Here is a 26,846-nt window from a genome sequence, read left to right on the forward strand (position 1 = left end):
GACTGTTTGAACCGGTTTCTCGCAAAAATATCATTATTTTTCTTATTCCTGTCTTTATTAATTTCCTGTAACGCTGTTAAACACGTAGAGAGTGACCAGGCATTGTTAACAGAAAATACAGTGTTCCTCGATGGAGAAAAAATCAATGATAATCAAATCTATAATCAGCTCTATCAGGAACCTAACACCAGGTTGTTGAGAGTCCCAATACGACTTCATTTTTATAACCTCGCACGACCGGATATAGATTCAATTCTTACCCAAAAATATCTGGACAACCCCAAAAAGAAAAAATTTTTAGTAGATATTCTTTCCTACAAACAATTTGAAAAATTTCTGCATTCCCGAAAGAAATTTAATGAATGGATAAAGAATACCGGAGAAGCCCCGGTAATAGTAAGCAAAGAAGAAACCGAAAAATCGGTTAGACGTTTAAATTCCTGGTATTGGAATCACGGGTGGTTTAATGTCGAGACAGATTATAAAATAATTCCTTCAGAAGATAAAAAGAAACGGGCAAGTGTAGAATATTATGTTCAGACCCATACTCCTTATATCGTAGATTCTATAAGCAAAAGAATAGCTTCTCAAGTAATAGATTCTCTTTACGATGCTAACGCCCAGGATTCCCACATAAAGGAAGAGGTACAATACAAAACCCTTGATTACAACGATGAAAGAGACAGGCTCACCCGTCTTTTCAGAAATAGTGGAGTTTACAATTTTGACCAGGAGTTTATTAGTTTTGAAGCCGATACTGTAGGCACTAATTATAAAGTAAATACGGCGGTAATCATTAAGAACAGGCCTGCAAGCGAAGGTGACACCACCTCAACGCTACCATTTAAAATTCATGATGTAACCAAGGTGAATGTCTTTACCGATTATGCTTATGCTAATAGATCAAAACCCGTTACAGATAGCGTTCAGCACGAAGGATATAATATTTACAGTTTTGAAAAGCAACGCTACAAACCCGAAGCCATTACTGATGCTATTTTTATACGACCGGGAAATACCTACAGCGATATCGCACGTACGCGTACCTACAACAGGCTTAATTCGCTTAGGAATTTTAAATACCCTACCATTAGATACACCCCGGATCCTGAAGACAGCACCCGCACCGACCTGGTAGCAAATATATTTCTTACCCCACAACAGAAGTATTCCTTAGGCTTCGATTTTGAAATCTCACAAAGCAACATCCAGGAATTTGGGATTGGCTTTGGTGGTTCCCTTTTAATAAGAAACGTCTTTCGGGGCGCTGAGAACCTGGAAATATCAGGTAGGGGAAGTGTTGGCTCATCTACCGATGCGGCAGCAAGCAGTGATAAAGACCGTTTTTTTGATATTTCTGAAATTGGAGCCGATCTCAAACTCAGCTTCCCTAGAATATTTCTTCCCATTGATACCGAAAAAATTATCCCTAAGTATATGTCGCCCTTCACCACCCTGAGTTTGGGAGTGAGCACGCAATCCAATATAGGATTAGACAAAAGGAATCTTTCGGGAGCAATGGAGTATCGCTGGACGCCTTCGCGTCAATTATCAAATAGACTGGACCTGCTTAATATTCAATATGTAAGAAATTTAAATACCGATAATTATTTTAATGTTTACAGAAATTCCTATAATGAATTAAATGAGATCGTTCAGTCACCCAATGTGGTTACCAGTCCCGATTATCTTGACGAAGAGGGCCAATTGACCATACCCCAGGGCGCCGAAAATTTCCTTGAAGATATAGATGCAGATGATGGGCCTACCACAGGATTAAATTCAGCGCAACTCCAGATAGCGAATTATGTAAAAGAGCGAAAAAACCGCCTGACAGAAAACAACCTCATCTTCGCTACTAATTATACTTATTTATGGAATACCAAAGAAAATCTGTACGACCAGGAGTTTACCAGGTTCAGGTTTAAAGTGGAGACTGCTGGTAATCTTTTATCAGCCATTTCCAGTGTGGCCGGCCTGGAGAAAAATGACAATGGAAATTACAAAATTCTGGGAGTAAACTTCTCCCAATATGCCAAAACCGAAATAGACTTTATAAAACACTGGGATCTTGGCCAGGAAAATATTTTTGCAATACGAGCATTTGGCGGCATTGCAATTCCCTATGGAAATGCAAACAGCATTCCCTTTGCGCGTAGCTTTTTTGCAGGAGGTCCTAACGACAACCGTGCCTGGCAAGCCTATGACCTGGGCCCCGGAAGCACAGGTGGACGCAACGAATTTAACGAGGCGAATATGAAGCTAGCTTTTAACATGGAATACCGGTATAATCTCTTCGGATCTTTGCACTCGGCGGTTTTTATTGATGTAGGGAATATCTGGAATGTTCTCGATATTGTTGAAAATGAAGAGGCCACATTCACCTCCTTTTCCGATCTTAAAAATATAGCCGTTGGCTCCGGTTTTGGATTGAGATATGATTTTAACTTTTTTGTTTTGAGATTCGATATAGGTTTCAAAACCTACGACCCTGCCCGCGAAGAAGGAAACCGCTGGTTTAAAGATTACAACTTCAACCACGCGGTTTATAATGTGGGTATCAATTATCCTTTCTAAGCCATTTAATTTTCTTATTTTTGTAAGCCAAATTCAATTAAATTATGAGTCACAATATTAAACCAGGCGTAGCCACAGGAAAAGAAGTTCAGGAAATATTTAAACTTGCCAAGGAAAAAGGTTTCGCCCTTCCCGCGGTAAATGTTATAGGTTCCAGCAGTATCAATGCTGTATTGGAAACTGCTGCAGAATTAAACTCACCCGTTATCATTCAATTTTCAAACGGAGGAGCTCAGTTCAATGCAGGAAAAGGACTATCTAACGAAAATGAAAAGGCCGCCATTGCAGGTGGTGTAGCAGGTGCAAAACATGTTCACGAACTTGCCGAATTATACGGAGTACCGGTTATTATGCATACCGATCATTGTGCCAAGAAATTACTTCCCTGGATAGATGGGCTTCTTGATGCCAGTGAAAAACACTACGAACAATTCGGAAAACCTTTATATAGCTCACATATGATAGATCTTTCAGAAGAATCTCTGGAAGAAAATATGGAGATTAGCAAGAAGTACCTTGAAAGAATGAGCAAAATGGGGATGACCCTGGAAATAGAATTAGGAATTACCGGTGGTGAGGAAGACGGAGTTGACAACACCGATGTGGATTCTTCAAAATTATATACTCAGCCTGAAGAAGTAGCGTATGCTTTTGAGGAACTAAGCAAAGTTAGTGACCAGTTTACCGTTGCTGCTGCTTTTGGAAATGTACACGGAGTTTATAAACCAGGAAACGTAAAACTTACTCCTAAGATCCTTAAAAACTCACAGGAATATATAACCAAAAAGTACTCCCTGGGAGAAAATCACATCGATTTCGTATTCCACGGCGGGAGTGGTTCTACGGTAGAAGAAATTAGAGAAGCAATTGGTTACGGAGTGATCAAGATGAATATTGACACCGATCTTCAATATGCCTATCTGGAAGGAATACGTGATTATATGGGTAAAAACAAAGATTTTCTTGCTGCTCAAATAGGTAATCCAGAAGGAGATGATGTTCCTAACAAAAAATATTACGATCCGAGAAAATGGGTTCGTGAAGGTGAACTCACTTTCAAAGCCCGTCTAAAAAAGGCATTCGAAGACCTTAATAACGTAAATACCTTATAGATTAAATTGCAAAAAACAGCTGGAGTTTTATACTTCAGCTGTTTTTATTTAAAATAAACCCTCAGTCTCCGGAGTAGTTCCGGAAGAGTTCAATCCCTGAAACCTGAAACAAATGGCTTGGTTTAAAAGAACACAAAAAGGAATTCAAACCCCTACCGAGGACAAAAAAGATGTCCCCAAAGGTTTATGGTATAAATCTCCAACAGGAAAGATCGTAGATGCCGAACAATTGGAAAGTAATTTCTATGTTAGTCCGGAAGATGGCTACCATGTTAGGATAGGAAGCAAGGAATACTTCAAGATCCTTTTTGATGATAATGAGTTTAAGGAACTCGATAAAAATATGACCTCTAAAGACCCACTGGGTTTTAAGGACACCAAGAAATATACCGACAGATTAAAAGCTGCCGAAGATAAAACCGGCCTGAAAGACGCCGTTCGTACTGCCGTAGGAAAATCTAAAGGAAAAGAACTGGTAATAGCTTGTATGGACTTTAGTTTTATTGGTGGTTCAATGGGTTCTGTAGTAGGAGAAAAAATTGCCCGGGGAGCCGACTATTCGCTGAAGAACAACATCCCTTTTATGATCATTTCAAAATCGGGAGGCGCCCGAATGATGGAGGCGGCATTATCCTTAATGCAACTGGCAAAGACTTCGGTTAAACTGGCACAACTGGCAGAGGCAAAAATACCGTACATTTCTTTATGTACCGATCCAACTACGGGAGGAACAACTGCATCCTTTGCAATGCTTGGCGATATTAATATATCTGAGCCGGGTGCACTTATAGGTTTTGCGGGTCCGCGCGTGGTGAAAGACACCACAGGAAAAGATCTTCCCGATGATTTTCAAACTGCAGAGTTCGTTAAAGAACATGGTTTCCTGGATTTCATCGTAAAACGATCGGAACTTAAAAACAAAGTGAACTTATATCTGGATCTTATTCAGAATCAACCAGTAAGAAAATAAAACAGAGTTTTAAAGAACTTTATCTTAGGAAAATAGTATATTTGCCGCTTGACAGAAAAACTGTCAATACATAAAAATCATTTAAATAAATATTGGAATGTATCTAGCAAAAGAAAAAAAGCAGGAGATCTTCGAAAAGTACGGAAAAGGTAAGAACGACACCGGTTCCACTGAAGGTCAGATCGCATTGTTTACTTACAGAATTTCTCACCTTTCTGAACACCTCAAGAAAAATCGTCAGGACTACAACACCGAGCGTTCTCTTGTAATGTTGGTAGGTAAGAGAAGAAGCCTGCTTGATTACCTGATGAAGAAAGATATTATGAGATATCGTGCTATCGTTAAGGAATTAGGATTAAGAAAATAAATTTCAAGGGGGCTATATGCCCCCTTTTTTTATATAGAAGCAATTTGTAAATTGCCTTAAATTGTCACCCTGTAGTTCCAACATTGTCCGGAGCGAAAGGTAGTTTTTCATTGGTCTGCAACAACTACACACACAACAACACAACCAGACCGTCCTGAAAGACGGAGACCATTGTTTAACACAGGCCCTAACACTACGGCCTGATTTGAAATTTTTATTATGATTCCACAAACATTTAAAGAGGTTATCGATCTTGGAGATGGAAGAGAGATCTCGATCGAAACCGGAAAATTAGCAAAACAAGCCCACGGGTCGGTTGTTGTGCAAATGGGCAAAGCCATGCTGCTGTGTACCGTTGTTTCTTCTTACAAAGAAAGCACTTTGGATTTCTTCCCTTTAACCGTAGATTACCGTGAAAAATTTGCTGCTGCCGGGCGTTATCCCGGAGGTTTTTTCAAAAGAGAAGCAAGACCAAGTGATGGTGAAGTTTTAACAATGAGAATTGTAGACCGTGTATTACGTCCGTTATTCCCATCAGATTATAGAACTGAGACTCAGGTGATGATCCAGTTAATGTCTCACGACGAAGAAGTTATGCCAGATGCATTGGCAGGACTTGCCGCTTCTGCAGCAATCCAGCTTTCAGACATTCCTTTCGAAACCGCAATTTCTGAAGCCCGTGTGGGTAGAATAAACGGCGAGTTCGTGATTAACCCAAGCCGTAGCCAATTACTAGAATCAGACATCGATATGATTATTGGTGCTTCTGCAGATTCTGTAATGATGGTGGAAGGTGAGATGAAAGAAATTTCAGAAGAAGAAATGGCAGAAGCCATTCAATTTGCTCACGAGCACATCAAAAAACAAATAGACGCGCAGTTGCGTTTAGCTGAAGCTTTTGGCAAAAAACCGGTAAGGGAATATGCCTCGGCTGAAGAAAAAGAAGATATCGAGAAGAAAGTTCACGATGCTGCTTACCAAAAAATATATGATATTGCCAAAGGCGGTCACAGCAAAAAAGACCGTAGTGAAGCATTTTCAGCAGTAAAAGAAGATGTTTTAGCTTTGTTTTCTGAAGAAGAATTAGAAGAAAACGAAAAGTTAATCAAAAAATATTTCAGTAAAACCGAGAAGGAAGCGGTAAGAGAGCTTACCCTTGCTGAAGGCGTGAGATTGGATGGCAGAAAAACCGACGAGATCAGACCTATCTGGTGTGAAATCGATTATTTACCATCGGTACACGGTTCGGCTATCTTCACCCGTGGGGAAACTCAGGCATTGGCAACCGTAACTTTGGGAACTTCCAGAGAAGCGAACACTATTGATATGCCAACTCACCAGGGAGAAGAAAAATTCTACCTGCATTATAATTTCCCTCCTTTCTGTACCGGAGAAGCTTACCCAATTAGAGGTACTTCAAGACGTGAGATTGGACACGGAAACCTGGCACAACGTGCCTTGAAAGGAATGATTCCTGAAAGCAATCCATATACAGTAAGAATTGTTTCAGAAGTTTTGGAATCTAACGGTTCATCTTCTATGGCAACTGTTTGTGCCGGAACTATGGCAATGATGGATGCTGGTATCCAAATGAAAAAACCGGTGTCGGGTATCGCAATGGGATTGATCTCCGATGGTGAGCGTCACGCTGTACTTTCAGATATTCTTGGAGATGAAGATCACCTGGGAGATATGGACTTTAAAGTAACCGGAACCGCTGACGGGATTACCGCCTGCCAAATGGATATTAAAGTAAAAGGACTTCCTTACGAGATTTTAGTAAAAGCGCTGAAACAAGCTCGTGCAGGCAGACTTCATATTCTAGAGAAACTTACAGAAACTATATCTGCTCCTAGTGAAAATGTTAAAGCTCACGCTCCAAAAATTATCACCAGAAGAATTCCTAATGAATTTATTGGTGCATTGATTGGACCCGGAGGAAAAGTTATTCAGGAACTTCAGAAAACTACAGGAACCGAGATCGTGATCAATGAAGATCCTGAGACCGAAGAAGGAATTGTAGAAATTCTGGGTACCGATCCGGAAGGCATCGAAAAAGTTCTTGCTAAAATAGAGTCTATCACCTTTAAGCCTGAAAAAGGAGCTACTTATAAGGTAAAAGTGATCAAAGTTCTTGATTTTGGAGCTGTGGTAGAATATCTTGATGCTCCAGGCAACGAGGTTTTACTTCATATTTCTGAACTAGCCTGGGACCGCACCGATAACGTAACCGATATTGTAAATATGGGTGATGTTATAGATGTGAAATACTTTGGTGTAGACCCAAAAACCAGAAAAGAAAAGGTTTCCCGTAAAGCTTTACTCGAAAAGCCGGAAGGCTACCAGCCTCGCCCACCAAGAGACAACGATCGTAACGACAGAGGTCGCGACAATCGTGGTTCCCGGGACAATCGTGGCCGTGATGACCGCAGAGGCAGAGACAACAGAGACCGTAAAGACAACAACTAAAAAAGTCTTTAGCTTATAAATTGAAATCCCCGGGAATTAATTTTCCGGGGATTTTTTTGTGTTTTTTTCATTCTTATCTGGTAAACATATTTAATTAAATCTTGAATCTTTTCCACGTTAGGGACCTGCCTCGCCGGCAGGCAGGTTGCAGTGGAAAGCCCACAGCGATTGGAGCGAGCGAGGACTTGCAACGAAAAGCCCGGCCCGGAGGGAAACGCCCAGAAAAAATTTATTAAGGATCTTTGTAACATTTCGACTACTCTTTGCGTATAAACTAATACAAGAGCTATTCACAATTAAAATCCAAGGAGACGATAGATGAGACAACTTAAGATTACGAAGCAGGTAACGAACCGTGAAACTGCTTCGCTGGATAAGTATTTGCAAGAAATTGGTAAGGTTGATTTGATTACTGCCGATGAAGAGGTAGAATTAGCACAACGAATTAAAGCGGGTGATGACCGTGCCTTGGAGAAATTAACAAAAGCGAATCTTCGTTTTGTTGTATCTGTGGCAAAACAATATCAAAATCAGGGCTTAACTCTACCTGACCTTATTAATGAGGGAAATTTAGGATTGATTAAAGCTGCGAAACGTTTTGACGAAACCCGTGGTTTTAAATTTATTTCATACGCGGTGTGGTGGATTCGCCAATCCATTCTTCAGGCACTGGCCGAGCAATCGCGTATTGTACGTTTACCATTGAACAAAATTGGATCTATAAACAAGATCAACAAAACTTTTGCTTTCCTTGAACAATCTCACGAGCGCCCACCAAGTGCTGAGGAAATCGCGAAGGAACTGGACATGACGATTAATGACGTTAAGGAATCTATGAAGAATTCTGGCCGTCACGTATCTATGGATGCTCCTTTGGTAGAAGGTGAAGATTCTAACCTTTACGATGTATTGCGTTCTGGCGAATCTCCAAATCCTGATAAAGAACTTCTTCACGAGTCTTTAAGAACAGAGATCGAGCGCGCCTTAGAAACTTTAACTCCGCGGGAAGCTGATGTTATTCGTTTGTACTTTGGCTTAGGAGATCAACATCCAATGACCCTTGAGGAAATTGGCGAGACTTTTGATCTTACACGCGAAAGAGTTAGACAGATTAAAGAGAAAGCTATTAGAAGGTTGAAACATACCTCAAGAAGTAAGATCCTGAAAACTTATTTAGGATAAGAAATTTAAGATGACAACAGTTAATACCGGCTGATTACCGGTTACCAAAATAACTGTTCGTTTTTTGATTGATGAATGACCCCGGCCTGATGAACCGGGGTTTTTTCATGATTTTATTCTGAGATTAATCCCGTTTACTATCGGGGGCCTGACTGCGCCGAATAAAATAGTCTTTGAAAATTTTCCAATCAAAGTTCAGAAAAGTCCATCCTAAATAAATTTTCAGAAGGCATCAATTAAGTATAATCTTATTATTTTTGTGACACACTTACAGCACAACATTTATGACAACAAAACTTATTGCTCCATCTATTCTGGCTGCCGATTTTGCCAATCTTCAGCGGGATATTGAAATGGTAAACCAAAGTGATGCCGACTGGTTTCACATAGATATAATGGACGGTGTTTTTGTTCCGAATATTTCCTACGGAATGCCGGTTTTAAAGGCCATCAATAAACATGCTCAAAAAACCATCGATGTTCATCTCATGATCGTAGATCCGGATCGATACATCAGTGAATTCGCTGAACTGGGAGCAGATAACCTAACGGTACATTATGAAGCCTGCACACATCTTCACCGCACGCTCCAGGCGATTAAAGCCGAAGGAATGAAAGCAGGAGTGGCCATTAATCCGCACACCAGTGTTGATTTATTACAGGACGTTATTCAGGACATAGACCTGGTTTGTTTGATGAGTGTTAATCCGGGATTTGGCGGACAAAGTTTTATTGAAAACACTTACAAAAAAGTACAGCGCCTAAAAGAAATAATTATCACCCACAATGCCACCACGCTTATCGAAATTGATGGAGGGGTCACCGATGAAAATGCTGCCCGATTAATTGAAGCCGGAGCCGATGTTTTGGTTGCCGGGAGCTTTGTTTTTAAGGCTAAAGATCAAATTAAAACTATTAAAAACCTGAAACTACTTGCAAACTCCTGAGGATATTTTTGATGTTATTATAATTGGCGGTGGTCCCATAGGAATTGCCTGCGGACTGGAAGCCCAAAAAAAACAACTTTCATACCTGATTCTGGAAAAGGGATGCCTGGTAAATTCGCTATACCACTACCCTACCAAAATGACATTTTTTTCCACCTCCGAAAAACTGGAGTTGGACAATATACCCTTTATCAGCAATAACCCTAAACCGGTAAAAGCGGAAGCCCTGGAATATTACCGGCGAATTAGCACTTCAAATAAACTCAACATAAAATTATTTGAAAAAGTGAATTCGGTAGAAACTCCGAAGGATAATTTACATCAGGTTAATACCGAAAAACAGACTTACGCAGCCAGAAATGTGGTCGTTGCAACCGGTTTTTACGACATTCCCAATTACCTGAACATTCCCGGAGAAGATCTTCCAAAAGTTGCTCATTATTACGGCGATCCTCATTATTACGCTACTCAGAAAACTATTGTAGTAGGTGCAAGTAACTCGGCTGTTGATGCCGCATTGGAAATTTATCGCAAAGGTGGAGAGGTTAGTATGATAGTTCGCAAAGAAGATATTGGGGAACGGGTAAAATACTGGGTTCGTCCTGATATCATTAACCGAATTAAGGAGGGTAGCATCAAGGCATTTTATAATTCCACCCTCAAGGAAATCAGAGAAAATGATGTGGTGATTAGCACCCCGGATGGCGAAAGAACTCTTGAAAATGATTTTGTATTACTGTTAACAGGATATAGGCCAAATTTTGAATTCCTGAAGGGTATGGGAATTAAGCTTTCTGATGACGGAAGAAAAATTCCTCATTACAATGAGAAAACAATGGAGACCAATGTTAAAGGAATTTACCTGGCTGGTGTAATTTGCGGTGGGGTAGAAACCCATAAATGGTTTATAGAAAATTCAAGGGTTCACGCAAAAATGATAATGGAAGACCTGGCCAATAAGGAAGAAGCTTAGTCTATAAATTTTCAAGAAAATCTTTTAGTAAAATAGCGTGATTTCTGTCTTCATTTTTAGCACCATATAGGAGTAAAAAGGTTTTCCGTTTATCTAATTCCTCGAGATCTTCAAGAATTTTCTCTTTTTTATTTGATAATTCCCTTTGATATTTTTTCCTGAATTCGGCCCAGGTTATTTGTTCCTGGTGAAATTCTTTGCGTAAATCATTACTTGGCGCCCACTCTTTAAACCAAAAATCCAGATTAGCATTTTCTTTAGAAATCCCTCTGGGCCAAAGCCTGTCTACCAATATCCTAATAGCTGCTGAAGCTTCTTTATTTTCGTAAATTCTCGCTATTTCTATATTCATTTCATAAAAATTACTATTGCCCGATTAAAATAGACCGCGTCCCGAAAAATATGGACAAGCTCTATGGGACTTAGAAAAACGCAAACCCCTATTTTCTACCGACATTTCGCTCCTAACGGAGCTGTTTTTAGTCCCATCGGGACGATATATTGGTAGAAAAGTTTGTCATCGAAAAGAGAAGCCCCATCGGGGCGAAATAATATAAGTCAGGTGATTGCAAGGATTCAGACAATGGTTTTAATTTTTACCGGACAACAATGAAAAATAAAAAAGCGATTTCAAAGTAGGTCTCAAAATCGCTTTTAATTTGGGGCAGAACAGTACTTATCTACTCATCAGGACAACCTCCGATGAACTTAAAATTTCATTGCGGTTTAAAAGTTTTCCGTAGAATTCCATATCGCCCCTGGAATTCTTAAATGACTTATCCAGCCATTCTGAGGCTTTTTTAACCGGAAATTTATAAACTTTTATTTCAGGATAAGTTTCCGGGGAATAGGATTCATCGATCCCAATTTCAATATGTTTTTTCTCTTTATTATAGTAAACGTATTTCGCTAGGAAGTTATGTTTAATAAGGCTAATAAACTCCTCGGGAAGGCTGCCGCAATTTTCACACTCTTCAACATATTGCTTTACGAGTTGCCTCATGGAAGCTTTGATTTCATTTTCATTCAAATAAGAAGCCATAATTATATTAGTTTAGATGTTAGATTCTGGAGTAAAATTATGGGTTCAATGTCAAGCTAAAAACAATTTATGCCGAGTTTAACGCACATTTCTAAAAATTTCTAAATTATTCCTCATATATTCTAAGGATTATACAATCATATAACCTGAGCTTTATGCCTTTAACGGGCCAAAAAGAGGAACTTCTACTTTAGGCCTTAACCTTATATTAAGGAGAGATGCATTCAGAAAGCACAATGTTATCTTCCAAAACCACGATACTCCGTAGGCACTATTCTCCCCGATTCACTCACAGTTTAAGGGAGGGAAAATCTTAATTAAATGAACACCATTCAAAATTAAAACCAACTTTCATTGTTTATTTTTATATTAATCGTAATATTGCAATTATATATTATAACACATATACTATGAAACTTTCAGAAATAAAACAACAGCTAAACAACCTGGAAGAGATTGCTTTCCAGTTGCCAAACGGCGAATTAGTACCAAATCACTTCCACGTTACTGAAATAGGGAAGATCACCAAACATTTTATTGATTGCGGGGGTACGGTTCGAAAAGAAGAAGTGGTGAATTTTCAACTCTGGAATGCCAATGATTACGACCACAGGCTCCATCCTGAGAAATTGCTCCACATTATTGAACTTTCTCAAAATACTTTAGGAATAGGAGATCTTGAAATTGAGGTAGAATATCAGGGACAAACTATTGAAAAATTTGGTTTGGACTTCAATGGCACCAATTTTTTGCTTAGCACTAAGCAAACCGATTGCCTCGCCAAAGATAATTGTGGAATCCCTGTTGAAGAGCCTGCAATTGCCACTACTGAGACCGCATCTTCTAATTGCTGCTCCCCTGAGAGTGGTTGTTGCTAATCATTTAATAAGTAAATCATGGGAGTTACCAAATCCGATTTATTCAGCACCACTCAAAATGAGTTGGCTACCTATGCCAAGGTATTTGCACATCCTGCCCGAATAGCAATCCTGCAGTATTTATTAAGGGCTAATACCTGTTGCAATACGCACCTGGTAGAAGAATTAGGCCTGGCACAGGCCACTATCAGTCAGCACCTGAAAGAGTTAAAAACTCTTGGAATAATAAAGGGAACTGTGGAAGGCGTATCCGTAAACTATTGTATCAATGCCGAAAAATGGCAGCTTATCAAAGATCGATTTTCTGAATTCTTTGACAGTTATGATCCCAACAGTTTTTCCTCTTGTTAGTATGGATAATATGATTTTCAAAAAAATTAAAGACAACATTGAATCGCTGGATGTTCAATCGATTCCAGGTTCAAGAAAAGCGGTCTTAGCTCCCCTCATTGAATACATAGGAGAGAAATTCAAAAACAAAGAGGAGATTCGCCTTAACTTTATTTGCACTCATAACTCGAGAAGAAGTCATCTCTCACAAATTTGGGCACAGGTTATGGGTGATTATTTCAACATTGAAAACCTAAGGTGTTATTCCGGCGGTACCGAAGCTACAGCTATGTTTCCGTTGATTGGCACAACCCTGGAGGAGCAAGGATTTGAAATTTCCCCGATTTCCCAGGGAAAGAATCCGGTCTATGCTATTAAATATGCCCCAAATACCCATCCGATAATTGGTTTTTCAAAAACCTATGATCATGACTTTAATCCTGTTTCCGGTTTTGCGGCAATTATGACCTGTTCCCAGGCCGATGCAGGCTGTCCTTTTATTGCCGGAGCAGAAAAGCGGATCCCGATAACCTATGATGATCCCAAAGCTTATGACGGTACCCCCCAACAAAAAGAAAAATATCGGGAACGCAGCCTCCAGATTGCTACTGAATTATGTTATGTCTTTTCAAAAATCAACCAGGATGCCACAAACTAAAAAACAAATACCGTTTTTCGAACGCTACCTCAGCCTATGGGTCGCGCTTTGTATTGCAGCAGGAATCTTAATTGGCCATTTCCTGGGAGACAATATGCAGGTTTTGGCCGATGCACAGATCTATAACGTTAATATTCCGGTCGCAATCCTCATCTGGCTCATGATCTACCCGATGATGCTGCAAATCGACTTCGGCAGTATCAAAGGTGTAGGTAAAGCTCCAAAAGGCCTTATCCTTACGCTCATAGTTAATTGGTTGATTAAACCTTTTACTATGGCCTTTTTTGCCTGGATATTCTTTGAGCATCTGTATTCTGCCTGGATCGATCCCGAAATGGCCGGCGAATATATTGCCGGAGCGATCCTCCTTGGGGTTGCGCCATGTACAGCCATGGTTTTTGTATGGTCTTATTTAACCGATGGAGATCCGAATTACACTTTGGTACAGGTTTCCATTAACGATTTGATTATCCTGGTAGCATTTGTGCCCCTGGTAGGTTTGTTATTAGGTATTACAGATATTACTATCCCTTATAACACCCTAGTAGCCTCAGTGCTGATCTTTGTGGTAATTCCGCTGATTGCCGGGGTGATCACCAATAAAATACTCGTCAGAAAACATGGAGAAGATTGGTTTAAAAATCAATTTTTACCAGGATTGAAGCCTTTGAGTATTTTAGCGCTGTTGCTTACTTTGGTGTTGCTGTTTGCCTTCCAGGGCCCTAATATCCTGGATAATCCATTAATCATACTGTTGATTGCGGTGCCACTTATCATTCAATCCTATTTTATCTTTTTCCTAACCTGGTTTGCTGGCAGAAAACTAAAATTGAAACACGCAGTTTGTGCTCCCGCAGCGATGATAGGAACGAGTAACTTCTTCGAACTGGCAGTTGCAGTGGCCATCGCCTTATTCGGACTCCAAAGTCCGGCAGCTTTGGTAACCGTCGTGGGTGTATTGGTAGAAGTGCCTGTTATGCTAAGTTTGGTTGCTTTAGCCAATAAATGGAGATATTAGATTTCTGAAGATACCAGGATATTATTCAGTACCACCCATCCCCATTTAGGAATCGTCATCCGGTTCTATATGGTCTTGATTGGGAATCCGTCTTTTCAGAAATGGAAAGGCGGTTTTTTAATGGAAATAAATAGTATAAAAATGTATAAAACTTAAAATTTGCTGGCTAACTGGTGGCTAAAACCACAAAATATAATTCTTTAAAAAACAGAACCCCTTGATTTCTCAAGGGGTTCGGGTTCCAGCGTTATGGAAGCTATCCAGTGTGACCCCGGCAGGATTCAAACCTGCAACCCTCAGAGCCGAAATCTGATGCGCTATTCAGTTGCGCCACGGGGCCGTTTCCCAGACCTCACAGGTTTTAATTCCGCATAGTTATCGGGACCTGTAAGATTTCGAAAATTATTTATTCAATTTACTTTTTACAATTGTAGAAATAGTTTTGCCATCAGCCTTACCGGCTAATTCACTACTAGCCATTCCCATCACTTTACCCATATCCTGCATTCCACTGGCTCCGGTTTTAGCGATGATCTCGTCTACTTTGGCTTCAATTTCAGCTTCGCTTAATTGCTCAGGTAAAAAAGATTCGATTACAGCAGCCTGTTTTTCTTCAGGTTCAGCTAAATCTGCTCTGTTTTGCTCCCTGTAAATAGCAGCGCTTTCCTTGCGTTGCTTTACCAGTTTTTGCAAAATTTTAAGCTCTTCATCTTCAGTCAAACCGTCTTTTGCAGCGCTTTCCGTATTAGCCAGTAAAATAGCACTTTTAACCGATCGTAAAGCTTCCAGCTTTTCACTGTCTTTAGCTTTCATAGCAGCTTTCATCTCTGCCATTACTTTATCCTGTAAACTCATAACTTATCTTTGTCATTTCCGTGTAGGCGGAAATCTCAGCAGCGAAGATAAAATATTAAAATTAAAATCCCCACTTATTCTCCCTGCAAAATTAAGAGACATGCGAATTTACAACAAGCATTTGGAAATTAGAATTTTACTATTCATCGGCCAGATTTTATTATGTTTTTCAGTGTAGTTAAGAAATGAATTTTGAATGGAATTTATTAGGTGGGGGATAAAGGTTCTCTAGGTCAATCTAATTCTTTGAGTGGGAGAACAACCATGGCAATAAGAATGGTTCAGCAAAGGCAGTATCCCAACTGTTATGATTAGCTTCCGGATATAATGATAGTTTTGCATTTCCTCCAAAATGATTGATCATTCTGGCCATTTTCTTTGAATATTCAACGGGCACCACATTATCTTTCTCCCCATGAAAAATCCAGATATTAAAGCCTGGCCTGTAATATTCAGCTACCTTAGGATTTGCACCACCACATATAGCAAAGGCCGCGGCAAACATTTCAGGTTTTCTGTAAATCATCTCAAATGTTCCCATTCCCCCCATAGACAAACCTCCCACATAAATTCGGGATTCATCTATAAAAACTTCGGCTTGCATTTTATCCATTAATTTCATTACCAGTTCAAGAGATTTGGTAGCCGATTTCTCAAACCCGAAATCAAATTGATAAGGCAGGCTGTCCCTTTTTACTTCTACCCGGGCCCAATAACCATCTTTTGGTGCCTGGGGAAAAATAACTATAGCTGGGAATTCTTCCTGATTTTTCAGAAATAATTCGCTTCCATGCGTTAATTGTGACTCATTATTCCCGCCTCTTTCGCCCGCGCCGTGAAGAAATAAAACCACGGGATATTCTTTTTCTTCCGAAAAGTCCTTCGGAAATAAAATTCGGTAATTTAAACTATCTCCTTCTACCACAAAAACTTCAGAATCATACTTATTTATATTTTGAGATTCCACAGTTAAAGAAAGGAGAAAGAAATTTACCAGAAGAAAACTGATCTTATGTGGTATGTTGTATTTCATGAGGAATATAGTTTTTAAAGTATGTCCTGAAACCGGTTTAAAGTTTCGGCTAGATATTTCTATAACCAAATATAGCTATTATCCTGCTTAATTCTGAAAGCTAAGTTCCTTAACTACTGTTCGTAAAATCCTCGTCCAGATACTATCTTCCAGGGCGGGGATTTCAGGAAAACTGAATTCGCTTCTACAAAAATAAAAGGCCTGATGCTTCAGAATTCAAAGGGAAATTCAGGAAGGAAATCGGAACTCAGTTAAGCCTGTTTTAAATGAATACAGTTCAGCTCAATTATGATGGAGTTTCGACGGACTGCTCTGTTGTATTTATGCAAACTTTCAACAACTATGGAAGAATTATTTTCAATCTGCAAATATTAAACCGTGGGCAAACCAGAAATTACCCTTACAACACGTCCCCGAAACTTATTGGAAATATTTGAGTAAAAAGATTCCATTGATAAATTAAAAATTAGCTTAAATTTGTTTCTTCAACTAACTAAACATTATCTAAAAATGAAAAAATTATTCTTATTATTTGCTGTTGCAACTATGTCCCTTTCGATCTACTCTTGTAGAGAGACTACTGAAGAAAAAACCGAAGACGCTATAGAGTCTGCAGGTGAAGATATAGAAGACGCTGCTGAAGAAGCTGCTGATGAAACTGAAGAAGCTGTTGAAGAAGCTAAGCAGGAAATTGACGAAGAAATGAATGAGGACGATAATATGTAAAATCGTACTTAAAATTATTTTCTAAAGCTGCTTTCTTCATCGAAAGTGGCTTTTTTTTATTAACCCTATAAAATGAGCATAACGGAAACGCGATACAAACACTCATGAACCTGGCCGGTAGGCAGGGGTATGCGAATTACATATGACCATTAAAAAACAATAAATATCCTACATATGAAAAAGTTAATTTTATTTTTAGTTGCCATCCTGGCGTTTTCACTAAATGCTTGTAGAGAAACCACCCAGGAGAAAACCCAGGACGCTATTGAAGCTATAGGCGAAGACATTGAAGATAATGCCAAAAAAGCAGGAGAAAAAATAGAAGAAGGTGCCGAGAAGGTAAAAAAGGAGATCGATGAAGAAATTCACGAAACCGATGATATAAATGGGCAAGAGGCAAATGACGATTATTAATTCTGCCTGACACCTTAAATCAAAAAACCGTGTAATCACAATTATGCGGTTTTTTAATTTTCAATCAATTCCATGAATTACGGAATAACTTCATCGTTAACATTGCCAAAATTATAGTAGTATAGCTCCTCTCCCTTTGGGCGAGGCGAGAGCGAGGGCTTATTTTTTTCGTTCGATTACATAATTCACCATTAACTCCAGCGAATCTTTATAAGTCGAATCGGGGTAATCTTCCAGAATAGAAAGAGCCTCTCGCTGGAATTCCATCATTTTATTTTCCGCGTAATCAAGCCCGCCTTTCAGTTTCACAAATTCTATAACTTCCTTTACCCGCTTTTTATCCTTATTATGATTCTTAACCGAATTTATAAGCCAGGATTTTTCCTTTTTCGTAGAATTATTCAGGGCGTAGATCAGCGGAAGCGTCATTTTTTGTTCCTTGATGTCTATTCCTGTAGGCTTCCCAATTTTGTCATCTCCGTAGTCAAAAAGGTCATCTTTGATCTGAAACGCCATCCCAATAAGTTCTCCAAAGCGTCTCATTTTGGCGATCTCGTTGGATTCAGGTTTAACCGAAGCTGCTCCCAGGCTGCAACAAGCAGCGATAAGAGTAGCTGTTTTCTGGCGGATGATATCATAATAAACCGCCTCGGTGATATCCAGGCGACGCGCTTTTTCAATCTGCAGCAATTCCCCTTCACTCATCTCTCTTACTGCAACCGAAATGATCTTCAGCAAATCAAAATCATTATTATCAATAGATAAGAGCAAACCTTTAGAAAGCAGGTAATCGCCAACCAAAACAGCGATCTTATTTTTCCATAAAGCATTAATGCTGAAAAAGCCACGACGGCGGTTTGAATCATCAACCACATCATCGTGTACTAGCGTGGCGGTATGGATCAGTTCAATGACTGAAGCTCCCCTGTAGGTTCGCTCGTTCACGCTCCCGTCTGAAACCATTTTGGCAACCAGAAACACGAACATTGGCCGCATCTGCTTACCTTTTCTGTTAACAATATAATGGGTAATACGATTAAGTAGCGCTACCTGAGAAGACATGGACTCGAAGAACTTTTTTTCAAAAAGTTCCATTTCTTTCTCTACCGGGAGTTTTATTTGGGAAATTACTTTCATTAAGCCACCAAATATAATTATTTAAAGAGAATTTTGAGTGGTGACTTCATTTCCAAATTAAGCCGATTTATTTGCCAATTGACCGCAGGCAGCATCTATATCTTTTCCGCGGGAGCGACGTACCGTAACCGTAATATTATTCCTTTCCAGGATTTGCTGGTACATATCGGTTGCCTGGGAAGAAGCCTGTTGGAAATTGCCGTCATCTATAGGATTGTATTCGATAAGATTCACCTTGCAGGGAACATACTTGCAGAATCTCACCAGGGCTTCAGCATCTTTTCTGGTATCGTTAATATCCTTCCACACAATATATTCGTAGGTAATGCGGCTTTTGGTTTTTGAATACCAATACTCCAGGGCTTCTCTTAGATCATTTAGAGGAAAGGTCTCATTAAACGGCATTATTTTCGTGCGAATTTTATCTACAGCCGAATGCAGAGAAACCGCAAGCTTGATTTTGGCTTCATCATCAGCCAGCTTTTTAATCATCTTAGGCACTCCTGAAGTTGAAATGGTGATGCGCTTCGGCGACATGCCCAGACCTTCCGGTGAGGTTATCTTCTCGACCGCCTTCATCACATTATTGTAATTCATTAGCGGCTCCCCCATTCCCATAAAAACAATATTACTCAGGGGCCGATCAAAATATAGCCTGCTTTCGTTATCGATAGCGACAACCTGATCGTAGATCTCATCAGGATTCAGGTTACGCATTCTTTTTAATTTTGCAGTGGCACAGAACTGGCAATCCAAACTGCATCCCACCTGTGAGGAAACACAAGCCGTAGTTCGAGTAGCCGTAGGAATCAAAACCGATTCAACTGTTAATTGATCATGTAACTTTACCGCATTTTTGATCGTTCCATCACTGCTGCGTTGCATCTGGTCTACCCGAATATGGTTGATCACAAAATTTTCGTTCAGCATTTCACGGGTCTCCTTGGAAATGTTGGTCATCGCCTCAAAGCTGTGTGCTCCCTTATTCCAAAGCCATTCATATACCTGACTTCCGCGGAAGGATTTATCGCGTTCTGCAACAAAAAAGTCCTGCAATTGCTTCTTGGTAAGTGCCCGTATGTCTTTCTTCTTATTTTTCACGCTGCAAAAGTATGAAGAATTAAAGGATTTTATTACTAATTGAATCTTAAGTGTTTAGCTTCTTCGAAAACAAAAAAAGCCACAAACTTGAAATTTGTGGCTTTAATACTATTTTTTGCGATTTTAGATGATCAACATAGCATCTCCGTAAGTGTAAAAACGGTATTTCTCCTTCACGGCTTCCTCATAGGCTTTCTTCATAAAATCGTGCCCGGCAAATGCTGAAACCATCATAAGTAAGGTTGATTTTGGCGTATGAAAATTAGTCACCATACAATTGGCGATACTGAAATCGTAGGGAGGAAAGATAAATTTATTAGTCCAACCTCCATATTCATTTAAAGTTTGATTTGAAGAAACCGCACTCTCCAGAACACGCATAACAGTAGTACCCACCGCACAAACTCTACGGTTTTCCAGCTTGGCCTTATTGATAGTATCCGTGGCTTTTTTCGTAATAAAAGCTTCTTCGCTATCCATTTTATGTTTGCTAAGGTCTTCTACCTCGACGGGGCTAAAAGTTCCCAAACCTACGTGAAGGGTAACTTCAGCAAAGTCCACTCCTTTAATTTCCAATCTTTTCAACAAATGTTTGGAAAAGTGTAACCCGGCTGTAGGAGCGGCAACTGCCCCTTCTTCTTTAGCATAAATCGTTTGGTAACGCTCCTGATCTTCAGGCTGTACTTCCCTTTTTATATACTTTGGAAGCGGGGTTTCCCCAAGTTCCTGTAGTTTTTTTCTGAAATCTTCGTAAGAACCATCGTATAAAAATCTAAGGGTTCGCCCACGGGAAGTCGTATTATCAATAACCTCGGCTACCAGACTTTCATCTTCCCCGAAGTAAAGTTTATTCCCAATTCTTATTTTTCTTGCAGGATCTACCAACACATCCCAAAGTTTGGTTTCAGGGTTTAGTTCCCTGAGTAAAAAAACTTCAATTCTTGCACCGGTTTTTTCCTTATTTCCGTAGAGACGAGCCGGAAAAACCTTGGTGTTATTAAGAACCATAACATCTTCAGGATCAAAATAATCCAGGATGTCTTTAAATTGTTTATGCTCAATAGTTTGTTCTTTCCTGTTAAGAACCATTAGTCTTGCCTCATCCCTGTTCTCAGCAGGATACTCAGCCAATAGTTCCGGTGGAAGTTCAAAATTGAATTGTGAAAGTTTCATTCCCATAAGTGTGCTTTTAAAAGCTGCAAATATACAACCTCAAAACAGGCGTTGTCAAGTAAATAAGACTTTATTTGTCTTTGCCGGTGTTTAGGCCCTGCCTATGTTAAAGCCCAGCTTTTCAAGATCCTTCCAGAAATCGGGATAAGACTTCGAAACTACCATGGCATCTTCAATTTCAAAAGGCACTTTGAGACCAAGAGGCGCAAAGGCCATCGCCATTCGGTGATCGTTATAGGTGGCTACGGAAACATTTTTAGTGAAATCTTTCTGCGGAATCAATTCCAGGCTATCCTTTGAAATTTTTACACTGCTTCCAAATTTCTCAATTTCAGTTTTTAACGCGGCAAGCCGATCGGTTTCCTTTATTTTAAGGGTATGCAGTCCTTTTAAAGTGCAATTTACGCCAAGCGCAAGGCAGGTTACCGCAATAGTCTGAGCGATATCGGGCGAGTCAATCAAATTTTCTGCAAGATGCCTTGGTTTCTTTTGAGAGGTTTTTTTAAGCACTATCGCATCATCCTCATAATGGGTTTCCACCCCAAACTGCCGGTAAATTTCAGAAATACAGCAGTCGCCCTGCAGACTCTTTTCCCGGTAAATACCCAGTCTTAAATGCGCAGTTTCACTAATGGCCGCGAGACTATAAAAATAAGAAGCCGAACTCCAGTCTGATTCCACAGCGATGGTTTTGCTCTCCAGTTTTTCGGCAGGTCCTATTATTATTTTGTTTTTGGTGAATTCTCCCGTCACCCCGGCATTTTTCATCATTTCGAGGGTCATATTGATGTATGGTGCTGAAGTCACCTGACCCACAAGATCTATTTGTAACCCATTAAGTAATGAAGGCGCGATAAGCATTAAAGCCGAAATATACTGGCTGCTGATATTAGCCTGTACTTTCACTTCGTTTTCGGTAAGCGTTTTCCCTTTTATTCTCAACGGCGGATAACCTTCTTCCTTTTCATAACTTATATCGGCGCCCAGAGTTTTTAAGGCATCCACCAATAGTTTGACAGGCCGTTCCTGCATACGTGGGCTGCCGGTTAAGACCACCTCTCTGCCCTCTCTGGTCGCAAAATATGCCGTAAGAAAACGCATAGCCGTACCCGCGTGATGAATATCAATTAACTCTTCTTCGGAAGCTAAAGCTTTTTTCAGATATTGGGTATCATCACTATTGGATAGGTTCTCGACCTTTAGAGAAGGATATAGAGCCTGTAGAATAAGTAAGCGATTCGATTCACTCTTTGAACCGGTAATTTTCAGGTCTCCCGAAAGCTGCTTTTTATCGTTAAAAAGTTTAATCTTCATCTCCTTCTGATTTTTATTTATTCCGGGAATCTTCCTTTTCCTTCATCTTAAACTGGCCAAAAGCAATGATAAACCCGTAGGCCAGAGCCGCTACAAATTGCCCCAGAATAAACCGGAATAATTTCCCGTCTTCGGTACGCTCCCTGAAAAAAGTGGCTATTTCAATCCCACCATATTCAAATAACATACTCACAAAATTATAAATTACAAGAAAGGAAACCCCCAGTAATATTACTGATTTCCAGAAGCTTTTTTGTGAAACTATACTCTTAAAACCCATTATTGAAGTTTTTCATTATTCTTATGGCGGTCTTTATCCCTTTTGGTTTTAATGTCCAGCTTTTTATCGAATGCCTCTTGCAAATTAACTCCGGTTTGGTTGGCAAGACATAGCACCACAAACATCACATCTGCCAGTTCTTCTCCCAGGTCTTTGTCCTTATCGCTATCCTTTTCGCTTTGTTCTCCATAGCGACGTGCAATTATTCGGGCAACTTCCCCTACTTCTTCAGTGAGTTGCGCCATATTGGTGAGCTCGTTAAAATAACGAACTCCATGCTCCTTTATCCAATCGTCTACCGCTTTTTGAGCGTTATCTATATTCATTCCTTATACTTTAGTGAGCACAATGGCTTCGGATTGTTTTTCCACCATTTGTGCGAAAAATTCTTTCAACATTTCATAGTCGGCCGAAGTATACACAATATTATTTAAATCCATTATGGTTTCAACCCTTAAAAATTTACCTGCAACAGTGGTTTTAAAGATAAATTGTCCTGCACCTTCCCCTAACATGGTATCAAAATTCTCCGGGATTGAGCTTATTTCATAACCATCGGGGATCATAAGGTTTACTGTGTTCTTTTCCACACTTGGAAAATCGAAGATCACAGGGTAATTCCTCTCATTTTCTTTAAAGGGATTTTCAGTCATTCCACCGAATATTAAGGGCTTTATATAAATATTACTATTTATAACCTCTATCCCATTTTTAAGGTCAAACTCATAGGTTTGCCGCACATTTTCACCTTTGTCTTCGCGATTATGAATTTCTACGTTCGAAATTACAATATTACCTTTATCTTTTTCCAGCATTTCCACATAATTGTCAGTATTGGTCTTCCCATGTTTATCTCTGAAAGTTTTGGCATGTAACCCATAATAAGAATTCAAAACACGGCCGTGGATGCTAAAATCATCCTTCAGCTGTAGGTCCAAACGATTGGTATTAACAGATTTGATTTGTGGCAAAAGAGGTAACCATCCCGAACTGCCATCTTCCCTTATTATTCTACCCTGCCAGTTCCTTGCTCTCTTAGGCAATTCCCCTACTCCTGCATTTTGATCGGTTGCATCCATTAACACTACTCCATTGGGTAATTCCAGACCCACAACTACATAGTTGAAACCTTCACGGGTAGGGTATAAAGGAATACCGTGAGAGCGGGTACTCACCAAAACCGGGTTGGTTTTAAAACCGGCATACCTAAGCATACTAATCAACATAAGGTTAATATCACCTGTATTGCCCAGGCCTTCCTTATAGGCCTTGCGTGTTCCCACCTCGGCCCGGAACCCTACATAATCATTCCACTTAATATTATCACGCACATAATTGTAGATAAGGTCAACTTTTTCTTCCTGTTTTTTTCCATTAAGAAGCACATCAAGATCATCTTTATAATAATTGGTAATTCCTATTTCCTTTTTGAGATCGGAATCATTAAAGATGCTTTTAGCCACCCCCTCCCAGGACTGAGAATAATTTTCGATGGGGGAATTTGGGTATTTGGTATATTGTAGCTCCAGCCTTATGTAAGCAGCATAATTTTTAAGGTAGTCTATATAATTTTCATTTTTTAGAGGAGGGATAGCATCCTGTTCGAGGCTGTATTCATTCAGCAAATACTCTACTTTCTTTCTTTCAAATTTGGTTTCCCCCATTCCTAGATTTGCTCTTTTTGATTGGGTATAGTTATAAGTGAAACTACCCTGACTTTGTTCTATTGGGATGATAAGAGGGGATCTGGGGTTATAATGAATCTTAAAACCAAAAAATTCAGGGATTTTCAAACTTACTTCCAACCTGTCAATAGGGATCACATCCTGAAGCGGCACTGCATCTAAAGAAGTAATAAAAGGTGAACGTATGGTGTATTCTATTTCTATAACACTACTCTCGGTTACTGCCGGCATAGTGAATTTGGTAGTTTTACGGTACCTGGAAGTTTCCTCCTCAAAAATATCTCTCTTATCTAATTTCTCTTCCCGTAATTTCCCATCTACCAGGTTATAGGTATAAGCTTTAACCGAAGTCACCTTCTCTCCTGTTGAAGAATTTTTGTGAACCTTTATTTCTTTATTAGCCCAATCAAAGCCCTCCTTATTATAGATTTTTATACGTTCGTGTATTTGAGTTATTAAGGTTAGTCCGGTTTGTTTATGTAGTTCATAATAAACCTCCTGCTTTCTGTAAAGCACTGCTGCATTGGCTTCCTTATGCTCAGGGTGCTCGGTTTGAGCTACCTCTTCTTCAGAGACCTTTCCGAATTTATAATTTTGAGCATTTATGGGGAGGCTCAGCAAAAGGATTAGAATTAATAAAATTGAATTTTTCATAATTTAGGTTTTAGCCTGCCGTGAGTATTACGGCTTTTTGGTTATTATAGGACTTAATCTGGTTTAAGAATTTATAGTAGGCTTCGTACTTCTCAGGTTCCCAAAGCCCCTGGTTAATAATTAACTTTCTTTCTACTTCCAGGACAGGGCCGTCTTCGGCTTCAATTAAACTGGTTTGAATGAATAAACTCCCAAATTCATTTTCGAGATGGACTTTTTCAGGAATAGATTCAATTTCAAATCCCTGCGGAAAATAGTATCGAAAAGTATCGGCGTAGCTTTCGCCTCGGGTAATTTCAATGGGCATTTTTCGGGTCTCGTCCCGCGGAAGACTATACACTGTTGGGCGTAAGAAATTCACCGGCAACAGCAATCTATTCCCTGCCTTCCTAGAAAAATTCTTCCCTTTTATTTCCAGTTTTTCAAGAAATTTCACTGAATCCCGATCATTACTAAAAGAAAGATTTTGAATCTCAAAATGGCCCAAATATCCCCATAGCTCCTTATAATATTCCTTTTGATTCCTTTCTTTAATAATTTGGATCCCGTAGATTTTATCATAGGCAATCCCACTTTTATGACGCGTGATATCAGCGGTAAAACTCTCTTCATCTAAGCGGATCTCTGCCTCAGTTCGGGTAAGATTATGCTTGGCTCCATAGGCAGGGGTTTTTACCAATTCCCCACCTTCGGGGGTAAGTTTCAGCACATAACGGTCGTCTGTGAATCTACCCAGAAAATCAAAGGGAATACTTTGGCTGGTGCATTCCAACCAGATATCCTGATCTTCCTGCGGTATGTTAAGTATCACGTGATTTCCCTGCATGGATGGGAATTCCGGATCCAGATGCTTACGGTCTCCGCCATATACGACGGTATAATAAGAAGGAATATTTTGTGTTTCCAGTAAAACCCTGGTATAATTGGTTAGTGCCTTACAATCACCATAACCCAACTCATCAACCTTTGCTGCAGGCATTGGGATCCAGCCTCCAATACCCAGTTGAACGCTGATATAACGCGTATTATCCTGCACATACTGATAAATGATCTTGGCTTTCTCCCGGTCACTTTCGGCATTGGCAGTAAGCTTTTCGATCTTTTCTATGGTTGCCTGCGGAAGCTGAGCATCATGTTCCAGCAAATGCTCATACTGCCATTTTCCGAAATCCTTCCAGTTATTTCCCGAACCCTCTACTCCAACAAGGGAAAACTCATCAAGAGCCACCAGTAATCGTGGCTGGAATTCGCTTTTATCGGGACTATGCTTTTCTGAAGTGAATGCAGGCACATTGCTAATATTATATTCTAACCCGGTAGCCATTATTTCCCGCTCAACTTCAAGACCATCCATATTTCTTTCTTCAAATCTAAATGGTATTGCCTGGGGATTTTTAAAAATATACCTCGCCTTTTCAATACTTAAATTATAAGTGTCTAACGGAATCCAGGAGGTTCGGAACACCGTGGAGTTGGTCTCATATTCCTCCTCAAAAACTACGGTATAAGGATAGCCAACAGGGGTATAATTCATATAACTTATACGGGAATCCCCATACATCTCACTACTGCTAAGGTAGCTTCGGTCTTCAAAATGCCGTTTTTTAAATTTTTTGATCTCTTCTCCCGAGGAGTTATAGACCCGGGCCTGTTGGTCAAGGATCTTTATATTGTCTTTGTGAAAGGTATAGGCCTGAACGTGATAATCCCCATTTTCATTTAACACGGTCACCGTGCGCCGGTTCTTCACCCGCATTTTATCTACCGAAAGAATATTGATTTCCGTGATTTCTTCCCGCAAAATAGCATTAGCATTCGCCAGAAGTTCAATTTTAAAAGTATTTGCAGGGATTTCCTGTGCGTGGAGTGGGGTTGCGAGGCCAATAAAAATCAGCTGCAAGGCTATTAAAATCTTGCGCATTTCAGATAAAAGGATTACTTAGAAACAGCA

27 protein-coding genes and 1 tRNA gene are annotated in these 26,846 nt (G+C 39.7%); 15 read left to right on the forward strand and 13 right to left on the reverse strand.

What is annotated here, in order from left to right; all coding sequences use genetic code 11:
* Positions 1-6: 6 nt before the first annotated feature.
* From tamL to BM266_RS04825, 8 genes are all read left to right on the forward strand, one after another.
* Complete coding sequence (tamL, locus tag BM266_RS04790) at positions 7-2,577, forward strand: translocation and assembly module lipoprotein TamL (RefSeq protein ID WP_093406570.1); 2,571 nt, start codon at positions 7-9, stop codon at positions 2,575-2,577.
* Between the two features lie 44 nt (positions 2,578-2,621).
* A complete protein-coding gene (gene fbaA / locus BM266_RS04795; RefSeq protein WP_093406572.1) occupies positions 2,622-3,689 on the forward strand; it encodes a class II fructose-bisphosphate aldolase in 1,068 nt (355 codons plus the stop codon).
* Between the two features lie 112 nt (positions 3,690-3,801).
* The gene (accD, locus tag BM266_RS04800) at positions 3,802-4,659 is read left to right on the forward strand and encodes an acetyl-CoA carboxylase, carboxyltransferase subunit beta (RefSeq protein ID WP_093406575.1); all 858 of its coding nucleotides are present in this window, start codon (positions 3,802-3,804) and stop codon (positions 4,657-4,659) included.
* A gap of 97 nt (positions 4,660-4,756) precedes the next feature.
* Positions 4,757-5,026, forward strand: a complete 270-nt coding sequence (gene rpsO, locus BM266_RS04805; protein ID WP_093406577.1) for a 30S ribosomal protein S15 — start codon at positions 4,757-4,759, stop codon at positions 5,024-5,026.
* A 219-nt stretch (positions 5,027-5,245) separates the two neighbouring features.
* Complete coding sequence (locus tag BM266_RS04810) at positions 5,246-7,495, forward strand: polyribonucleotide nucleotidyltransferase (protein ID WP_093406580.1); 2,250 nt, start codon at positions 5,246-5,248, stop codon at positions 7,493-7,495.
* A 318-nt stretch (positions 7,496-7,813) separates the two neighbouring features.
* Positions 7,814-8,677 carry a sigma-70 family RNA polymerase sigma factor gene (locus tag BM266_RS04815; protein WP_011708302.1) on the forward strand — a complete coding sequence of 288 codons (864 nt, stop codon included), beginning with the start codon at positions 7,814-7,816 and terminating at the stop codon, positions 8,675-8,677.
* A 284-nt stretch (positions 8,678-8,961) separates the two neighbouring features.
* On the forward strand, positions 8,962-9,624 hold the full coding sequence (gene rpe / locus BM266_RS04820) for a ribulose-phosphate 3-epimerase (protein ID WP_093406582.1): 663 nt from the start codon (positions 8,962-8,964) through the stop codon (positions 9,622-9,624).
* Positions 9,611-10,597, forward strand: a complete 987-nt coding sequence (locus BM266_RS04825; protein WP_093406585.1) for a YpdA family putative bacillithiol disulfide reductase — start codon at positions 9,611-9,613, stop codon at positions 10,595-10,597. Before rpe ends, BM266_RS04825 begins: the two co-directional genes overlap by 14 nt.
* A gap of 1 nt (position 10,598) precedes the next feature.
* On the opposite strand, the gene BM266_RS04830 is transcribed toward BM266_RS04825, so the two are convergent.
* A complete protein-coding gene (locus tag BM266_RS04830) occupies positions 10,599-10,949 on the reverse strand; it encodes a DUF488 domain-containing protein (RefSeq protein WP_093406587.1) in 351 nt (116 codons plus the stop codon).
* Positions 10,950-11,273: 324 nt separating this feature from the next.
* On the reverse strand, positions 11,274-11,639 hold the full coding sequence (locus BM266_RS04835; protein ID WP_093406590.1) for a hypothetical protein: 366 nt from the start codon (positions 11,637-11,639) through the stop codon (positions 11,274-11,276).
* 410 nt (positions 11,640-12,049) lie between these two features.
* On the opposite strand from BM266_RS04835, the gene BM266_RS04840 reads away from it, so the two are divergent.
* From BM266_RS04840 to arsB, 4 genes are read left to right on the forward strand one after another with little or no spacing between them, the layout of a single operon-like run.
* On the forward strand, positions 12,050-12,517 hold the full coding sequence (locus BM266_RS04840) for a DUF6428 family protein (RefSeq protein ID WP_093406592.1): 468 nt from the start codon (positions 12,050-12,052) through the stop codon (positions 12,515-12,517).
* Positions 12,518-12,535: 18 nt separating this feature from the next.
* Positions 12,536-12,868: an ArsR/SmtB family transcription factor gene (locus BM266_RS04845; RefSeq protein WP_093406595.1), complete on the forward strand. Its 333-nt coding sequence runs from the start codon at positions 12,536-12,538 to the stop codon at positions 12,866-12,868.
* 1 nt (position 12,869) lies between these two features.
* Positions 12,870-13,505, forward strand: coding sequence for an arsenate-mycothiol transferase ArsC (locus tag BM266_RS04850; protein ID WP_093406597.1), 636 nt, complete (start codon positions 12,870-12,872; stop codon positions 13,503-13,505).
* Complete coding sequence (gene arsB / locus BM266_RS04855; protein WP_093406600.1) at positions 13,492-14,523, forward strand: ACR3 family arsenite efflux transporter; 1,032 nt, start codon at positions 13,492-13,494, stop codon at positions 14,521-14,523. Before BM266_RS04850 ends, arsB begins: the two co-directional genes overlap by 14 nt.
* A gap of 266 nt (positions 14,524-14,789) precedes the next feature.
* Here the strand turns inward: arsB and BM266_RS04860 are convergent.
* The 3 genes from BM266_RS04860 to BM266_RS04870 all read right to left on the reverse strand — a co-directional run bounded on the left by BM266_RS04860 (position 14,790) and on the right by BM266_RS04870 (position 16,411).
* Positions 14,790-14,863 (reverse strand) — tRNA-Arg (locus tag BM266_RS04860).
* Between the two features lie 62 nt (positions 14,864-14,925).
* Positions 14,926-15,378, reverse strand: coding sequence for a GatB/YqeY domain-containing protein (locus tag BM266_RS04865; RefSeq protein WP_093406602.1), 453 nt, complete (start codon positions 15,376-15,378; stop codon positions 14,926-14,928).
* 238 nt (positions 15,379-15,616) lie between these two features.
* Positions 15,617-16,411, reverse strand: coding sequence for a carboxylesterase family protein (locus BM266_RS04870; RefSeq protein WP_093406605.1), 795 nt, complete (start codon positions 16,409-16,411; stop codon positions 15,617-15,619).
* Positions 16,412-16,730: 319 nt separating this feature from the next.
* Here BM266_RS04870 and BM266_RS04875 point away from each other — a divergent pair, with 319 nt between their 5' ends.
* From BM266_RS04875 to BM266_RS04885, 3 genes are all read left to right on the forward strand, one after another.
* Positions 16,731-16,874, forward strand: a complete 144-nt coding sequence (locus BM266_RS04875) for a DUF4130 domain-containing protein (protein ID WP_317040952.1) — start codon at positions 16,731-16,733, stop codon at positions 16,872-16,874.
* A gap of 47 nt (positions 16,875-16,921) precedes the next feature.
* Positions 16,922-17,137 carry a hypothetical protein gene (locus tag BM266_RS04880; RefSeq protein ID WP_093406608.1) on the forward strand — a complete coding sequence of 72 codons (216 nt, stop codon included), beginning with the start codon at positions 16,922-16,924 and terminating at the stop codon, positions 17,135-17,137.
* Between the two features lie 174 nt (positions 17,138-17,311).
* Entirely contained in the window at positions 17,312-17,551 is a 240-nt protein-coding gene (locus BM266_RS04885; RefSeq protein WP_093406610.1) for a hypothetical protein, read from the forward strand.
* A gap of 159 nt (positions 17,552-17,710) precedes the next feature.
* On the opposite strand, the gene BM266_RS04890 is transcribed toward BM266_RS04885, so the two are convergent.
* The 8 genes from BM266_RS04890 to BM266_RS04925 all read right to left on the reverse strand — a co-directional run bounded on the left by BM266_RS04890 (position 17,711) and on the right by BM266_RS04925 (position 26,816).
* Positions 17,711-18,688, reverse strand: a complete 978-nt coding sequence (locus tag BM266_RS04890; protein ID WP_093406613.1) for a polyprenyl synthetase family protein — start codon at positions 18,686-18,688, stop codon at positions 17,711-17,713.
* 57 nt (positions 18,689-18,745) lie between these two features.
* Positions 18,746-19,789, reverse strand: a complete 1,044-nt coding sequence (gene rlmN / locus BM266_RS04895) for a dual-specificity RNA methyltransferase RlmN (protein ID WP_093406616.1) — start codon at positions 19,787-19,789, stop codon at positions 18,746-18,748.
* A gap of 123 nt (positions 19,790-19,912) precedes the next feature.
* Positions 19,913-20,968, reverse strand: coding sequence for a tRNA preQ1(34) S-adenosylmethionine ribosyltransferase-isomerase QueA (gene queA / locus BM266_RS04900; RefSeq protein ID WP_175494755.1), 1,056 nt, complete (start codon positions 20,966-20,968; stop codon positions 19,913-19,915).
* A gap of 84 nt (positions 20,969-21,052) precedes the next feature.
* Complete coding sequence (aroA, locus tag BM266_RS04905; protein ID WP_093406618.1) at positions 21,053-22,276, reverse strand: 3-phosphoshikimate 1-carboxyvinyltransferase; 1,224 nt, start codon at positions 22,274-22,276, stop codon at positions 21,053-21,055.
* Between the two features lie 13 nt (positions 22,277-22,289).
* Positions 22,290-22,556 (reverse strand): hypothetical protein, encoded by a 267-nt coding sequence (locus tag BM266_RS04910; RefSeq protein ID WP_093406621.1) that lies wholly within the window; start codon positions 22,554-22,556, stop codon positions 22,290-22,292.
* Positions 22,556-22,882, reverse strand: a complete 327-nt coding sequence (locus BM266_RS04915; RefSeq protein ID WP_093406623.1) for a nucleotide pyrophosphohydrolase — start codon at positions 22,880-22,882, stop codon at positions 22,556-22,558. The genes BM266_RS04910 and BM266_RS04915 overlap by 1 nt, the downstream gene beginning before the upstream one ends.
* A gap of 3 nt (positions 22,883-22,885) precedes the next feature.
* Positions 22,886-24,895, reverse strand: a complete 2,010-nt coding sequence (locus tag BM266_RS04920; RefSeq protein ID WP_093406626.1) for a transglutaminase family protein — start codon at positions 24,893-24,895, stop codon at positions 22,886-22,888.
* A gap of 10 nt (positions 24,896-24,905) precedes the next feature.
* Entirely contained in the window at positions 24,906-26,816 is a 1,911-nt protein-coding gene (locus tag BM266_RS04925) for a DUF3857 domain-containing protein (protein ID WP_093406629.1), read from the reverse strand.
* Positions 26,817-26,846 lie beyond the last annotated feature (30 nt).

It is taken from the genome of Salegentibacter flavus (genome assembly GCF_900115145.1).
GTDB classification, from domain to species: domain Bacteria; phylum Bacteroidota; class Bacteroidia; order Flavobacteriales; family Flavobacteriaceae; genus Salegentibacter; species Salegentibacter flavus.

Coding starts and splice junctions, on each gene's coding strand:
- queA (WP_175494755.1), bottom strand. CDS start 20,968: ATGGGAATGAAACTTTCACAATTCAATTTTGAACTTCCACCGGAACTA.
- BM266_RS04870 (WP_093406605.1), bottom strand. CDS start 16,411: ATGAAATACAACATACCACATAAGATCAGTTTTCTTCTGGTAAATTTC.
- BM266_RS04845 (WP_093406595.1), top strand. CDS start 12,536: ATGGGAGTTACCAAATCCGATTTATTCAGCACCACTCAAAATGAGTTG.
- fbaA (WP_093406572.1), top strand. CDS start 2,622: ATGAGTCACAATATTAAACCAGGCGTAGCCACAGGAAAAGAAGTTCAG.
- BM266_RS04920 (WP_093406626.1), bottom strand. CDS start 24,895: ATGAAAAATTCAATTTTATTAATTCTAATCCTTTTGCTGAGCCTCCCC.
- BM266_RS04830 (WP_093406587.1), bottom strand. CDS start 10,949: ATGAATATAGAAATAGCGAGAATTTACGAAAATAAAGAAGCTTCAGCA.
- BM266_RS04865 (WP_093406602.1), bottom strand. CDS start 15,378: ATGAGTTTACAGGATAAAGTAATGGCAGAGATGAAAGCTGCTATGAAA.
- BM266_RS04835 (WP_093406590.1), bottom strand. CDS start 11,639: ATGGCTTCTTATTTGAATGAAAATGAAATCAAAGCTTCCATGAGGCAA.
- BM266_RS04885 (WP_093406610.1), top strand. CDS start 17,312: ATGAAAAAGTTAATTTTATTTTTAGTTGCCATCCTGGCGTTTTCACTA.
- BM266_RS04810 (WP_093406580.1), top strand. CDS start 5,246: ATGATTCCACAAACATTTAAAGAGGTTATCGATCTTGGAGATGGAAGA.
- rpsO (WP_093406577.1), top strand. CDS start 4,757: ATGTATCTAGCAAAAGAAAAAAAGCAGGAGATCTTCGAAAAGTACGGA.
- rpe (WP_093406582.1), top strand. CDS start 8,962: ATGACAACAAAACTTATTGCTCCATCTATTCTGGCTGCCGATTTTGCC.
- BM266_RS04915 (WP_093406623.1), bottom strand. CDS start 22,882: ATGAATATAGATAACGCTCAAAAAGCGGTAGACGATTGGATAAAGGAG.
- accD (WP_093406575.1), top strand. CDS start 3,802: ATGGCTTGGTTTAAAAGAACACAAAAAGGAATTCAAACCCCTACCGAG.
- arsB (WP_093406600.1), top strand. CDS start 13,492: ATGCCACAAACTAAAAAACAAATACCGTTTTTCGAACGCTACCTCAGC.
- BM266_RS04815 (WP_011708302.1), top strand. CDS start 7,814: ATGAGACAACTTAAGATTACGAAGCAGGTAACGAACCGTGAAACTGCT.
- BM266_RS04880 (WP_093406608.1), top strand. CDS start 16,922: ATGAAAAAATTATTCTTATTATTTGCTGTTGCAACTATGTCCCTTTCG.
- BM266_RS04850 (WP_093406597.1), top strand. CDS start 12,870: ATGGATAATATGATTTTCAAAAAAATTAAAGACAACATTGAATCGCTG.
- BM266_RS04840 (WP_093406592.1), top strand. CDS start 12,050: ATGAAACTTTCAGAAATAAAACAACAGCTAAACAACCTGGAAGAGATT.
- BM266_RS04925 (WP_093406629.1), bottom strand. CDS start 26,816: ATGCGCAAGATTTTAATAGCCTTGCAGCTGATTTTTATTGGCCTCGCA.
- BM266_RS04910 (WP_093406621.1), bottom strand. CDS start 22,556: ATGGGTTTTAAGAGTATAGTTTCACAAAAAAGCTTCTGGAAATCAGTA.
- aroA (WP_093406618.1), bottom strand. CDS start 22,276: ATGAAGATTAAACTTTTTAACGATAAAAAGCAGCTTTCGGGAGACCTG.
- BM266_RS04890 (WP_093406613.1), bottom strand. CDS start 18,688: ATGAAAGTAATTTCCCAAATAAAACTCCCGGTAGAGAAAGAAATGGAA.